Consider the following 13,588-nt stretch of genomic DNA (forward strand, 5'->3'; position numbering starts at 1 on the left):
GATATCCCGTGGCGTCACCTTCACACCTCGAACCACGACCTCCTTGCCAACGAGCCGGGACATTCCCGTGGTCGCCATGCCGCTCAGCGCGACCGTGGCCTCGGCGGTCTGCAGGACTACCTGCCGGGCAGGCTCCGTGCCTTGGTAGGTCAACACCCCGCGTAGAGAGTCTTTCAGGCTTCGGCTTCCACCAGCGGCGCCCGCCAATTGCATTGCAGCGGCTCTGGCCATGGAGTCGCCGCGTGCCTGGGCCCGCCTCGAAATCTCCGCCCCTGCACTGGTGGCCACACTCGCCGCGTTTGCTGCCACCCCGGCGGCGGCGTCCCCGGTGACCAACACTCCGTCGCCTGCGCCAGAGACACGCTGGCTGTCCAACTGAGCCTCGAGGGCCGTGCGCATCGAGTCGAGAGACGGCTTGGAATCACCGCTGGCCAAGGCGACCAGCGAATCACCTCGCAGGGCACTTGCTGCGAGTTCTGCGTCCAGATCAGACTCCTTGATGCCGCCCCGCCCGCTGGAATCGCAGGCTGTTGCAGCAATCGCCACGATCATCAGGCCGGAAAGGCCGGATCGGAGGGGCTGGAATCGGCGGGAAGGCATGCGTCGGCGCATGCCTGAGAAGCTAGGCCGCCTGCGCCTCCCGTCAATGTTACGGGGCTGGTGTTCCCCCTCAGCCGAAACAGTGTGACGCGGCACAGCCCCGCGATACAACGGTGTCATCCGCGCGCTGCCGCTACAGAGGGTGCGCCGTCATATTGCGGGGACCGGTCGGGGGCAGACGTGGATACGGATCTGCGGCGACGCTGTTACGTTCTTGGCCCGGTTGCGCAGATCGTGGTGACTTTGCCCCGCGCAGCGCGTCCTTCTTCGATGGCAGATCAGCTCATGGACCTTGGCGACGAGCGGCAGTCGCACGAACGATGGCAGGATCACAATCGGCGCGGGTTGGCGTTCGCCGCCGCCGCCGATTGGGCCGAGGCCACCGACGCGTTCGCCGCCGCCGCCGAGGCGCTCGCAAACGATCCTGAAGAGCTGACACCGCACGAAGCGCTCGCACTTGTGCTGGGTAATCTCGCGCAGGCGTGCTTTCGCGACGGCAAGATCGATGAGGCGCTGAGCCACGCGCAGCGGGCCTGCGCATTGCGCGTTGCGTTGACCGGTGAGGACGGCATGCCTGCGGCGCGCGCGCGAATGGACTTCGCCGTGATGCTGGCGACCGCTGGACGCCGCGATGAAGCCATGCAACTGGTGCAGCGAGCCATTGCCGCCGTGGAGACCCATGTCGGCGAAGAAGACCCCCGTCTGACGGTGGTGCTGGAGAACGCAGCACGTATCGCCCTCTCAGGAGGTGCCGCAGCCAGCGCCGAACCATTCCTGCTGCGCTTGCACGCCCTTCTGGCTTTGCACGAGGAATCGACTCAGGCAGCCGATCAACTGCTGGCGCGGATTGCGGAAGTGCGTAAGTCGCAGGGAGCGGCAGTTCCGAATGCGGTTCCCACGATTCCGAGTCCTGTACCGACCCCGACCGAGGTGATTGCGGTGCCGGGTGATATCGCGGTGGATCTGGTCGCCGACTGGGAAGACCAACCATTGCGGGATGCCGTGGCACTCACCGATGTCCTGCTTCGAACGACACCGTCAGGGGTGCCCACGATACCGGATCCGGCGGAACGCGCGACCACTCACGTCGGTGACACGGAACCGGAGATCGAGTTCACGGACTTCGACACGCCTCTCGTCGCCGCGGCACCGGAAGAGCCCACGTCCTCGCTGGTGCTCGGCTTTGCGGTGCACCACGGTGTGCTCGATGAAGAGTTTCTCACGAAGGCTCCCGAAGTACTCCCCCTCGAGCTGGTTGAGGAGACGGAAGATTCGGCCCCACCTCCGGCTTTGGCAGAGGAGATCGACGCCGTACCAGACCAACCGGCACCCATCGACCCCGTGCCAATGATGGAGGTCTCGCCGACGCACGAAGCCATTGTGCTGGATGCTGAGACCACCACGCCCCCGTCAGCGGCCGTCGAGGCCCCATCAGCGAAGGACGCACCAGACGATGTGTTGCCGGTCATGCCACCGCGTAGCGTCTCGGTGGCTCTCCCGGCGAATGCTGAAGGCGGGATTACCGTGGAGTCGCGGCCCGCGGGTGGGCGCCGAGGACGCGCAGGAGAATCCTCGAAGTCGCCACGAGGTGGGGCGTCAAAGCCGTCATCATCAGGTGTGCCTTGGCTTCCGGTTGGTGGCGGGCTGGCCGCAGCAGCGGCCGCGGCAGCGTGGTGGCTGTTCCTCCGCTGAATCGGGCTCGCGGCGACCTCGTGGTCATGCGAACGCCCGTCCCACAATGACTCGCACCGTCCTGCTCGGTCCCGGATGGCTGGGCGCTCCGACGGCGCAGCATCTGGCAGCGATGGGTCACCAGACGTGGGTTGTTGGCCGGCAATCGCGACCTGCACGATTCGACACCGTCACGTCCGATGCGGCGTCGATCCCGCCCATCGTGGTCACTGCCGATTTGCTGTCGGAGAGCGGCTCCGATGCATTGCGACATGATCTCCCAGCGGCGGCGGATCATCTGGTCGTCTGCGTGGCGCCGGCTACTGCGCGCGGTGAGGACTACGCGGTGTATCCCAGACTCGCCGCAGCGTCTGCACGACTGGCGAATCAACTCGGCGTGCGTTCCGTGGTATACGTCTCCAGCACCGGCATCTACGACCGAACCGACGGCAGCCTCGTCGATGAGTACTCGCCCATCGTCGCTGAAAGCCCACGCGTGCGGGCACTGCTCGATGCAGAAGAGGCCATTGCGAGTGCTGGCTCCGCGCGGTGCGCAGTGCACGTGCTGCGCGTCGCCGGTCTGTATGGCCCTGGACGCGATCCCTCCGCGCGCTTTCGATCGCCGCCACACGCTCCCACTGCGCTCAGCGGACGCCCTGCAGACAGCGACACGTTGCCCAACGAGGAATGGTGCAACTTCGCATGGCGCGATGACGTGATCGCGGCGATCGCACATCTCCTCGCACTTACCACCCACGACGCAGTTCACGTGTTCAACTGCGCGGACGGCCATCCGGTTCGCGCAAACGAGATCACGGCTGCACTGCCTCCCCTGCCCCACGACGCGCCGCAGCCCTCGCCCCGTCGCGCGCGGAGCAATCAGCGAATTTCCGTGAATGCGCTGCGGGCCACTGGGTGGATCCCCGCCGTCCCCACCATCTTTCATGGACTGCAGTTGCTCGGCCATCCCGTGCCGCTGCCATCAGAGCTGACGGATACTTCCCGCACCAATCGCACGACGTGAGTCACGACCACTCCCCGACATCGCAGCCCTATGGGCCCGCCACGCCTGTCATCCGCCGATTTCTGGTGCGACTTGCCGCGCTGGGTGGCACGGAGCGAGAGACGGTGATCACGCGCTATGCCGCCGAGAGCGTCACACGCGGGTGGCACTACGCGGAGACGGCGCTGGGCGAAGTGATCGAGCGCAGCGGCCGGGGCGGCGCACAGGAAGCCGTGGCTGGCCCTCTCCTGCAACTGGTGCGGCGTCCAGGCGCTTCGACCGCACCACCGGCATCTGACGCCGAAGCGCTCGACACGCTCGAACCTCTGGCCGAGCCCGCGCTCGCCGCGCTGCTGGCGCTCGTGGTGCAGGATCTGCTCGAGCCCAAGGACTTCGCGACGCTCTACACGCCGCTCGCCGATATCATCCCGCTCGCGTCGCTGACGAGCTGACCGGTCGTGCGAATGCCAGCCGTTTCCGGTTCAGGAAACGGTGTCAGCGCGCGGTTCGGCCGCCAGCATGAAACGTGGGATCACGGCCTGAAACGAACTGCCGTCGTCGCGCACAAAGCGATAGCTGCCTTCCATCCAACCGTGCGGTGCCTTGAGCACGCAGAATGAGCGGTACTCGTGCACCTGTCCCGGCAGCAGGTGCGGCTGCTCGCCCACAACGCCCTCGCCTTCGACCACCGTGTCGCCCACCGATTCGTCGTGGATGAGCCAGCGGCGCGTGCGCAACTGCGCGGCCTGCTCGCCCACATTCTCGATGCGGATGTGATAGGCGAACACGAACTGCCCCAGCAGCGGATTCGACCGCTCACGCAAATACGACGGGCGCACCGTGATGCGAATGCCCGAGGTGATGCGATAGTAGAATGGCAGTTGATCAGCGGACATCGCGGCGTCCCGACCTGGCGGGTGATGGTGCCGATGTTCCGGCAGGTGACGAACCTGGAGACAACACAAGCGGCAGCGTAACGGTGGAACCTTCGGTGCCGACCCGATTGATGGACGTGACGGCAATCGTGTTGGCTCCGAGGGTGGGCGGCACCGTCCACTGCGTGGTGCTGCCCGGCAGCATCATGGTAATCCATGCCGAGTCCGTGCGCAGCCGGATCATCCACTGCCATGGTGCCGCGCGCCCTTCGGGACCCAACGTGATGCGCCAGAGTCCGCCATTCTGCGCCAGCTTCACCACCGGTGCAGGAGGCGCCGCCGTCACCAGCCAGGGAGACGCGGGCGGGAGCGCGAGTGCCGTGTAGGCATCGGCCCGGAGCGTGTCGTTCATGCTGGCCTGATTGATCAGGAACGACTTCATGCTGAAATGCACGTTCCCCGACGCCGCCGGGTTGAGCCGCGTGACCCGGATCTGCTCCATCAGTTCGGACACGGAGAACGCACCGGTGCCGCGACCACCGGCACGCGACGTGAAGTTGCCCGGCCACAAGTGGCGCGACTTTCTGTTCTCCGATGCCCACCAGTCGAGCAGCACCGGATACGACTGCGCACGACTCGTGGTGGGCCAGTACAGCTGTGGAGTGAAGTAGTCGAGCCATCCCTCGTGCAGCCACTTCCGGGCATCCGCGTAGAGCCTTTCGTACGCGTCGAGACCACGGATCTGCTCGGGGTATCCGGGCCGCCAGATGCCGAACGGACTGATACCGAAGCGCACCCAGGGCTTGGTCTTGTGAATGCCCTCGTGCAGTTCTTCCACGAGCTTGTTGACGTTCTCGCGGCGCCAATCTGCGCGACTCAACTTGCCACCGCTTTTCTGGTAGCGTGTCCAGCTCGTTGCATCGGGAAACAGAATCGGCCGACCACGACGATCCGTTTCGGGATACGGGTAGAAGTAGTCGTCGATGTGCACGCCATCGATGTCGTACCGCTTCACCACGTCCAGCACCACGCGCAATGTGCGCGCACGCACGGCTGGCTCACCCGGATCCATCCACAGGTAGCCGGCATACGGCTTCACCAGTGCGGGATTGGTGCGGGCGATGTGCGTCTTCGTGAGTGGCGAGCGTGCGTCGGTGTGCCGCGCGCGATACGGATTGAACCACGCGTGCAGTTCCATACCACGCGCGTGCGCCTCGCGAATGACAAACGACAGGGGATCCCAGAAGGGATCGGGGCGCCGGCCCTGTGCACCGGTGAGATACTCCGACCACGGCTCAATGCTCGATTCGTACAAGGCATCCGCAGCCGGTCGCACCTGAAAGATCACGGCGTTCAGCTTGAGCTCTGCAGCGCGGTCGAGCAGCGTGAGCAACTCGGTCTGCTGCTCCGCGGTCGAGAGCGTGCGTTTGCTCGGCCAGTCGATGTTGGCCACGCTGGCCACCCACACGCCACGGAATTCACGCAACACCGGCGGCGGTTCAGTGCTGACAACCTGCGCGGGCGGCTTGGGTGGCGTGCCGCGCGCTGGTGGCACAGGCCGAGGTGCGGCGGGCTTCGGTGCTGCGGGCGTGGGGGTCGGAACCGCCGCCGGCGGTGCTACGGGCGCCGCGGCCTCTGGCGGAGGTGTCTCGGGCGCCGGAGCGCGCCGTTGGCAGGAGATCAGCGCGGCGCCCAGGACCAGCAGCGCAAGTCTCGTCCCCTTCACCGGGCGAGAGCCTCCGTGCGCTCACCAGCGAGCATGGATCGCAGCACGCGTCCGGCGCGCTCCGCCGCTTCCGCGATGCGGGCCGGCGATTGAATGAACGAGACGCGAAAGAATCCTTCGCCACCGGCACCAAATCCGGAACCGGGCATGACGATCACGCCCTCTTCCTCACGCAGACGATCGGCGAACGGCGCGCTGGCGATACCTTCGGGCAACGGGATCCAGAGATACATCGTGGCACGCGGGACTTCGCACTCGAACCCATGGGCACGGAATGCCGCCACCGAGGCATCGCGACGCTCCGCGAAGATCGCCAGATTCTGCGGCACGAACTCCGCCCAGCTTTCGATGGCCGCGACACCCGCAGCCTGGATACCCATGTACTGACCGGTGTCGGTGAACGACTTGACCTTGGTGAGCGCCGACGCGATCGGCGGTGCCGCGACGGCCCAGCCACAGCGCCAACCGGTCATGTTGTACGTCTTCGACAACGAATGAAACTCGATGGCCACATCGCGTGCCCCATCGATCTCGAAGATGCTCGGCGGCACATAGCCATCGAAGCCCATCTCCGAATACGCATTGTCGTACACCAGCAGAATGTCGCGCTCACGACAGGTGCGCACCACACGCTCGAGATAGTCGCGCGGCGCAATGGCAGCCGTGGGATTGTTCGGATAGTTGAGATACAACACCCGCGTGCGGTCCATGACATCAGCCGGGATCTCATCGAGGTCGATGAGGAACTCCGTGCGCGGCCGCAGCGGATACACATACGGCGTGGCATCGCTCATGAGCGTGCCGCCGAGGTAGGCCTGGTAGGCAGGATCGGGGATGATGGCGACATCGCCCGGGCCGAGGAATGCAAACGCCACGTGAGCGAGTCCTTCCTTGCTGCCCAGCAGCGGCACGACCTCGGTCATCGGGTCGACGTACTGGGAGAAGCGCGTCTGCATCCAGGCGGCAATGGCTTCGCGGTACGGTACATGGCCGAGGCCAAATCCATAGCGTTGCAGCGCCGGCACTTCGGCAGCTGCCTGGAGTGCCGCCACCGCCTTCGGTGGTGGCGGCACGTCCGCGTCGCCGGCCCCGAGATCGATCACATCCACACCGGCGGCAAGCAGTGCTTTCTTGCGCGCCGGAATGTGCGCCAGTGGATAGATCGGGAACTCGGTGAATCGCTTGGAGAATCGGGGCATCGGCGACGGTGGTGGTGGAACGGTGATCAGGACGTCGGTGGACTGAACTGCGCGTGCGGCGCGTCGATCCAGCTCTGGTGGTACGCCTCGTCCTCGATGGGCATGGCCTGCTTCGCGACCTGGAGTGGGCGGAAGCTGTCCATCATCACGGCGAGTTCGTTGGTGTGTGTGGCTCCGATGCTGGCTTCCGCGCGTCCCGGGTGCGGCCCATGCGGCAAGCCGTCCGGATGATGCGTGATGGAACCGTATTCGATGCCCTTGCGGCTCATGAATTCGCTGGAGGCGTAGAAGAGCACCTCGTCGGAATCCACATTGCTGTGGTTGTAGGGCGCCGGAATCGCGTTGGGATCGAAATCGTACGGACGCGGGCAGAACGAGCAGATCACGAAGCCATCGCCCTGGAACGTCTGGTGCACTGGCGGTGGCTGGTGAATGCGACCGACGATCGGCTCAAAGTCGTGGATGTTGAAGATCCACGGATAGAAGTAGCCATCCCAACCGACGACATCGAGCGGATGATGATCGAGCACCAGCTCGTTGATCTGGTTGTACTGCTTGACGAGAATGGGGAAGTCACCCTTCTCGTCGTGCGGCGCGAGCTGTTCGGGTCGACGGATATCACGTTCGCAGTACGGCGCGCCTTCGAGCAGCTGGCCGAACTCGTTGCGGTAGCGCTTGGGGAACCGCACATGCCCGCGGCTTTCCATCACGAGCAGCTTGGTGGGCCCCTGAGACGGATCGAGGCGCCAGCGATGCGTGATGTTGCGGTGAATGACCACATAGTCGCCGGCACGATACGTCTGCTCGCCAAACACCGACTCGAGCACGCCACTGCCCTCGGCCACGTACACCACTTCATCCGCCTGCGAGTTGCGGTAGAAGTGCGTATCGGTGACGCTGGGCTCCACGTACAGCATGCCGATGTCGTTGTTGAACAGCAGCGGAATGCGATCGAGCGTCGCCGAACCACCCTTCGCCGCACGGGCCGTGCGGAAATGGCGGTGACGCAGCGACGTTTCCGTGTCGGCCTCCCAGATCACATCGCGCACCTTGCGGGCCGACTTGACCGTGGTGGGCGGATGGATGTGATAGAGCAGCGACGACGTGCCCACGAAGCCTTCGTGGCCCATGAGCTCTTCCGCGTACAGTCCACCATCGGGACGGCGGAAGACGGTGTGCCGCTTACGCGGCACCGTACCCAGCTGATGATAGATGGGCATTGTTGGCTCAGAGGTTGCCGCGGAGTTCTTGTTCGCGCTCGATGGCCTCGAACAGCGCCCGGAAGTTGCCCTTGCCGAAGCTCGTCGCGCCCTTGCGCTGAATGATCTCGAAGAAGAGGGTCGGGCGATCTTCGACCGGCTTCGTGAAGATCTGCAGCAGATAGCCGTCGGGATCGCGGTCGACGAGGATGCCCAGGGCGGCCAGTTCGTCGAGCTTCTCATCGATCTTGCCCACACGGTCCTGCAGGTCTTCGTAGTACGACGTGGGCACGGAGAGGAATTCCACACCGCGGTCGCGCAGGGCCGTCACCGTGGCCAGGATGTCGTCGGTGGCCAGTGCGAGGTGCTGCGCGCCGGGGCCGCCGTAAAAGTCGAGATATTCCTCGATCTGCGACTTCTTCTTGCCCGATGCCGGTTCGTTGATCGGGAACTTGATGCGATCATTGCCATTGGCCATCACCTTGGACATCAGCGACGAATACTCGGTGTTGATATCGGTATCGTCGAAGGTGATGAGATTGCGGAAGCCCAGCACATCGGCGTAGTAGCCGACCCAGTGGTTCATCTTGCCGAGTTCCACGTTGCCGACGCAGTGGTCGATGTACTTGAGACCCACGTCTTCCGGCTGATAGCGCGGCGTGACGGCCTTGAAGCCCGGCAGGAACACGCCGCGATAGTTGCGACGCTCGACCAGCGAATGGATGGTGTCCCCGTACGTGCCGATGGCGGCGATCACCACTTCACCATGTTCGTCGGAATAAACCTGCGGTTCCTGAATGGGGATCGCACCGCGGGCGATCGCGGTTGCATATGCGAGACGCGCGTCATCGACCCACAGCGCGTAGTCCCGCACGCCGTCTCCATGACGGTGCACATGTTCGGCGATGGGCGTATCCGGGGAGATCGACGTCGTCAGGACCAGACGGATCTTGCCCTGCTGCATCAGGTAGCTGGCGCGATCGCGCACTCCCGTTTCCGGGCCGCGGTAGGCGATCAGTGAATAACCGAAGGCGGAGCGATAGTAGTGACTCGCCTGTTTGGCATTGCCGACGTAGAACTCGACGTAGTCAGTGCCATTGATCGGAAAGGCATCCTGCTCGGTGCCGATCTCGGGGGTGGTCAACGTGGCCATGGGCGCACCTCAAGTGATGGAAGTGATCGACGGCGCGCGCAGCCCGATGGCCACGCGCGAACAACAGCGGGTGCGTGTCAGCACACCGCGCGTGCGATCCTTCCGATCAGATGTGCGATCGTGGGAGCGCCGCGATCCAGGCGCGCTGCCGTTGATCCTCCGAAAGGGGCGAGAACAACATGTGGGGAAGTTAGCGACGGAACGAGGGAGAGTCAGTGCGCCGTGACGCGTTCACGGCGAGCCAGTGCCAATCACTGCTTCGCGATGAAGCGATCCTTGACCTTGTCGTACAGTCCCTGCGTCAGGATGCCCTTCTGGACGAGCTGAGCCTTGTTCGCATACGGACGGGCCGCAATGATCCGCGCCGCATACGCCTTGCCGATACCGGGCACCGTCTCGAGCTCCGACGCGCTGGCCCGGTTGATGTCGATCAGTGGGGCAGCCGCAGTGGCCGCGGTCACGGCGGCGGAGGCGCTGGAAGTCGCCTTGGCACCCGGCGCGGGTGGGGCCTGCTTCTTGGCCGCCTGCGCACTGGCCGACGGCGTGGACGAGATCACGGTGGCCACGGCAGCCGCCGTGACAGCGAGCAGCCGCAGCAGGGTGCGGGGGGAGAGCCGGAACATGAGTTCCTCCGGATGAGTCGGGCGGGATCGCGGGGCAGCGCGACAAACATCTCGTGCGTGCCAGAACAGCGCCAGCGCACTCCTGATCCTATCCGTCACGGACGCAATTGTTTCGCCCTGTTTCGCGTCCCCGCCATGCCCCTGCCGGGCGCCGGCCCCTTCCCTGATCCCAATCCCCTCCGTATCAATTGGGAGTTGATCGATCGGGTTATTTGGCGATACTTGTCGGGACATTCAGTTTCCGCATCGCAGCATCCCGCTGCGGTGCCCCAGCAACCGCCCCTCTCTGGACTTTCGGAGCATGTCTGTGATTCCTGCATTCAGGATCAGTGCCGGTGCCATCGCCAGCGCTTTGACCGTCGGCGCAGTCGCCCTTCCCGCCCAGCAGGCGGCTCACGCGGGTCATGGCGCGGCCAGTGTCGCCGCCCAGGCGCCGGCAGGCCCCGGCGTCTACGAACTGGCCTCCGACGGCAAGGGATCGCTGTACGTGGCGTTCGCCGGCTCGCGCGACAAGCCGGGCGGTGGGCTCATCACGTATGACGCCGCGACCCTGAAGGAAAAGAAGCGTGTGGAGCTGGGCAGCTCGGCCCCGTATGGCATGGGCATCAACTCCAAGACGGGCATCCTCTACACCACGAACACGCGCGCCGGCAATATCACCGCCATCGAGGCGGCGTCGGGCAAGATCGTGGCGACCATCACCGATCCGTCGGAAGCCAACGCGCACCTGTTCCGCGTGCTGGTCGACGAAGCCTCGAACACCGTCTACGCCTCGGTGACGGGCGGTCGCATCTGGGTGATCGACGGCAAGACGAACAAGCTCACCCGCATTCTCGAGAACGTCGGCGCGACCACCATCGGCCTCGCGCTCGATGCGGCCAACAACCAGTTGTACGCTGCCAACATGGGGCACAATCAGGTGGCCGTGATCGACCTCAAGACGGGCCGCGTGACGCGTCGCATCAGCACCGAGGGCAAGCGCTCCAGCATGCTGGCCCTCGACTCGGCCAACGCGCGCCTGTTCGTCTCCAACCAGGAGTCGGGCGACGTCTCGGTGATCGACCTCAAGGAAAACAAGGTCATCAAGAACATCGCCACCGGCGGCGGCGCGCTGGGCATGCAGTTCGTGCCGCAGCATGGCCGCATCTACGTGGCCAACCGTCAGGCGGGCACCGTGTCGGTCATCGACGCGAAGACGCTGGACAAGGTCGCCGACGTGCCGGTCGCCGGGTACCCGAACACGGTGTTCGTGGACGCCAAGGGCGATGTGTTCGTGACGTCCAAGCTCAAGACGGCGAAGGACGCGCAGCCGGCCGGTGATCTGGTCGTGCGCATGAGCCCCCCGACGATCGTTCCGTAATCGTCATTCCGCATGAGACACGGCCCCCGGGATCTCACGATTCCGGGGGCCGTTTCTTTCAGGGACGTTCCTATTTCTTCAGGTGGCCAGCGCCGGCAGGTCGCGGAAATAGGCCAATGACTCCGGATTGGCCAGCGCATCCTGGTTCTTCACCGGACGGCCATGAATGGTCTCTCGCACCGCGATCTCGGTGATCTTGCCACTGATCGTACGCGGAATGTCGGGCACCTGCACCATCACCCGCGGCACATGGTGTGGACTGGTGTGCTCGCGAATGCGCTTGCGAATGACATCCTGCAACGCCGCATCCAACGCGTGGCCTTCGCGCAATCGTACGAACAACACCACGCGCGAGTCGGGGCCTTCGGCGCTCACATAGCGCTGCTCGACGACCAGTGATTCGAGCACCTCCGGCACCTGCTCCACCTGCCGATAGATCTCCGCCGTGCCGATGCGCACCCCACCGGGATTGAGCGTCGCATCACTGCGGCCGTGAATGACCAACCCATCGTGCGTCGTGAGCTCTGCCCAGTCGCCGTGACGCCACACGCCCGGGAAATGCTCGAAGTACGCCGCGCGATACTGCGCGCCATCAGGATCGTTCCAGAACGCCACCGGCATGCTGGGGAACGGACGGGTGCACACCAGTTCCCCGGCCTCTCCCGTCACCGACTGACCGTCGTCATTCCAGATCTCCACCGCCATGCCCAGCCCGCGCATCTGCAGTTCGCCGCGATACACCGCCCCGGTGGGATCACCCAACGCAAAGCAGCTGACGATGTCCGTACCACCACTGATGCTCGACAGCCGCACCCTGCTTGAGATGTGCCGGTACACAAAGTCGTAGCTGTGCTCAGCCAGCGGACTTCCCGTGGACAGAATGGCCCGCAACGCCGACAGATCGACGGTGGTGGCCGGCGTGACGCCTTCTTTCTCGAGCACCGCGAGATACTTGGCGCTCGTACCGAACACTGACACCCGCTCGGCTTCGGCCATACGCCAAAGGATCGCCGGATCGGGAGCGAGCGGTGCGCCGTCATACAGCACCACGGTGGCGCCGAGGGCGAGACCGGACACCAGCCAGTTCCACATCATCCATCCGCAGGTGGTGAAGTAGAACAACACGTCGTCGGCGTCGAGGTCGGTGTGCAGCGCCAGCTCCTTCCAGTGCTGCAGCAGCGTGCCGCCCGCGCCATGCACCATGCACTTGGGCAGTCCTGTCGTGCCCGAGGAGTACATGATGTACAGCGGATGATCGAACGGCAGCCGCACGAACGCAGGCTCGTGCGCATCGGCCTGCCCGGAGAGCACTTCATCGAATCGAGACGCACCAGTGATGCCGCCCAGCGCGGGGGCCGCATCCAGATACGGCACCACCCACACGGCGCGCAAGGAAGGAATCGAGGCGACGATCTCGCTCAGTCGCGCCAGGCAGTCGATGCGCTTCCCGGCATAGCGATAGCCGTCTGCAGCGATGAGCACCTTGGGCGCGATCTGCCCGAAGCGATCGAGCACGCCCTTCGTGCCAAAGTCCGGCGAGCAGCTCGACCACACCGCACCCAGCGACGAGGTCGCGAGCATCGCGATCAAGGTCTCGGGGAGGTTGGGCATCCAGCCCGCCACCCGGTCCCCCACCCCAACGCCCTGCGCAGCGAGCGCCGCGGCGCACTGCGCGACACGCACGACCAGCTCGCGATAGGTCAATCGCTGCTGTGCGCCCTGTTCATTCCAGGAAACGAGCGCGGTACCATCGTCTCGCCGCCGCAGCAGGTGCTCAGCAAAGTTGAGGCGTGCTTCCGTGAACCAACGCGGGCCGAGCACCGGATCGGGCGGCGCCATGCGATCGCCGCCGACCAACACATCCTGCCACGGCGCGTCCGCTGGGCCGGGACCGTCGGCCATGATAGCCGCTGCTCGCCAGATCTCCTGCCAGAAGTGCCCGGGAAGCTGCACCGACCAGCGTTGCAGGGCATGGGCATCGCGAACCTCGGACGGAACGACACCGCGCTCCACAAGATCTCGCAAAAACCGCTGCATGCGCGTCGACGCGATGTCGTCGGCGCCCGGTGTCCAGAGAGGCGAGGAGTCAGTCACACCACGAAAGGCAGGAGGACACGATCAGCGCACTTCATGCTGCGCCAGCGCGACCGCCCGGCATCCCGGACCATGCGCTTCGCAA

Annotated in this window: 12 protein-coding genes; 4 read left to right on the forward strand and 8 right to left on the reverse strand. The window is 65.0% G+C overall.

Translation table 11 applies throughout. The annotated features are described in order from the left end of the window. Window positions 1-552: hypothetical protein (locus tag VGE27_RS03365; protein WP_331048221.1), on the reverse strand; the 552-nt coding region annotated here is incomplete at its 3' end. Between the two features lie 318 nt (window positions 553-870). On the opposite strand from VGE27_RS03365, the gene VGE27_RS03370 reads away from it, so the two are divergent. Genes VGE27_RS03370 through VGE27_RS03380 form a run of 3 tightly spaced genes read left to right on the forward strand, consistent with a single transcriptional unit; the run spans window position 871 to window position 3,726 of the window. Next, a complete protein-coding gene (locus tag VGE27_RS03370) occupies window positions 871-2,292 on the forward strand; it encodes a tetratricopeptide repeat protein (protein ID WP_331048222.1) in 1,422 nt (473 codons plus the stop codon). Between the two features lie 46 nt (window positions 2,293-2,338). Then, window positions 2,339-3,295, forward strand: coding sequence for an NAD-dependent epimerase/dehydratase family protein (locus VGE27_RS03375; protein WP_331048223.1), 957 nt, complete (start codon window positions 2,339-2,341; stop codon window positions 3,293-3,295). Then, complete coding sequence (locus VGE27_RS03380; protein WP_331048224.1) at window positions 3,292-3,726, forward strand: hypothetical protein; 435 nt, start codon at window positions 3,292-3,294, stop codon at window positions 3,724-3,726. Before VGE27_RS03375 ends, VGE27_RS03380 begins: the two co-directional genes overlap by 4 nt. A gap of 30 nt (window positions 3,727-3,756) precedes the next feature. Here VGE27_RS03380 and apaG read toward each other — a convergent pair whose 3' ends face one another. The 6 genes from apaG to VGE27_RS03410 form a co-directional block, all read right to left on the reverse strand. Next, entirely contained in the window at window positions 3,757-4,170 is a 414-nt protein-coding gene (gene apaG / locus VGE27_RS03385; protein WP_331048225.1) for a Co2+/Mg2+ efflux protein ApaG, read from the reverse strand. Beyond that, entirely contained in the window at window positions 4,160-5,704 is a 1,545-nt protein-coding gene (locus VGE27_RS03390; RefSeq protein WP_331048226.1) for a glycoside hydrolase family 10 protein, read from the reverse strand. Before VGE27_RS03390 ends, apaG begins: the two co-directional genes overlap by 11 nt. A gap of 167 nt (window positions 5,705-5,871) precedes the next feature. Next, window positions 5,872-7,074, reverse strand: a complete 1,203-nt coding sequence (locus VGE27_RS03395) for an aminotransferase class I/II-fold pyridoxal phosphate-dependent enzyme (protein ID WP_331048227.1) — start codon at window positions 7,072-7,074, stop codon at window positions 5,872-5,874. Window positions 7,075-7,100: 26 nt separating this feature from the next. Next, the gene (locus tag VGE27_RS03400) at window positions 7,101-8,294 is read right to left on the reverse strand and encodes a homogentisate 1,2-dioxygenase (protein WP_331048228.1); all 1,194 of its coding nucleotides are present in this window, start codon (window positions 8,292-8,294) and stop codon (window positions 7,101-7,103) included. 7 nt (window positions 8,295-8,301) lie between these two features. Then, complete coding sequence (gene hppD, locus VGE27_RS03405) at window positions 8,302-9,426, reverse strand: 4-hydroxyphenylpyruvate dioxygenase (protein WP_331048229.1); 1,125 nt, start codon at window positions 9,424-9,426, stop codon at window positions 8,302-8,304. 251 nt (window positions 9,427-9,677) lie between these two features. Continuing rightward, entirely contained in the window at window positions 9,678-10,049 is a 372-nt protein-coding gene (locus VGE27_RS03410) for a helix-hairpin-helix domain-containing protein (RefSeq protein ID WP_331048230.1), read from the reverse strand. A gap of 301 nt (window positions 10,050-10,350) precedes the next feature. On the opposite strand from VGE27_RS03410, the gene VGE27_RS03415 reads away from it, so the two are divergent. Continuing rightward, the gene (locus VGE27_RS03415) at window positions 10,351-11,409 is read left to right on the forward strand and encodes a YncE family protein (RefSeq protein WP_331048231.1); all 1,059 of its coding nucleotides are present in this window, start codon (window positions 10,351-10,353) and stop codon (window positions 11,407-11,409) included. A gap of 78 nt (window positions 11,410-11,487) precedes the next feature. On the opposite strand, the gene VGE27_RS03420 is transcribed toward VGE27_RS03415, so the two are convergent. Continuing rightward, the gene (locus tag VGE27_RS03420; RefSeq protein ID WP_331048232.1) at window positions 11,488-13,503 is read right to left on the reverse strand and encodes an acetoacetate--CoA ligase; all 2,016 of its coding nucleotides are present in this window, start codon (window positions 13,501-13,503) and stop codon (window positions 11,488-11,490) included. Window positions 13,504-13,588: the final 85 nt, after the last annotated feature.

It is taken from the genome of Gemmatimonas sp. (genome assembly GCF_036405635.1).
Classification (GTDB): domain Bacteria; phylum Gemmatimonadota; class Gemmatimonadetes; order Gemmatimonadales; family Gemmatimonadaceae; genus Gemmatimonas.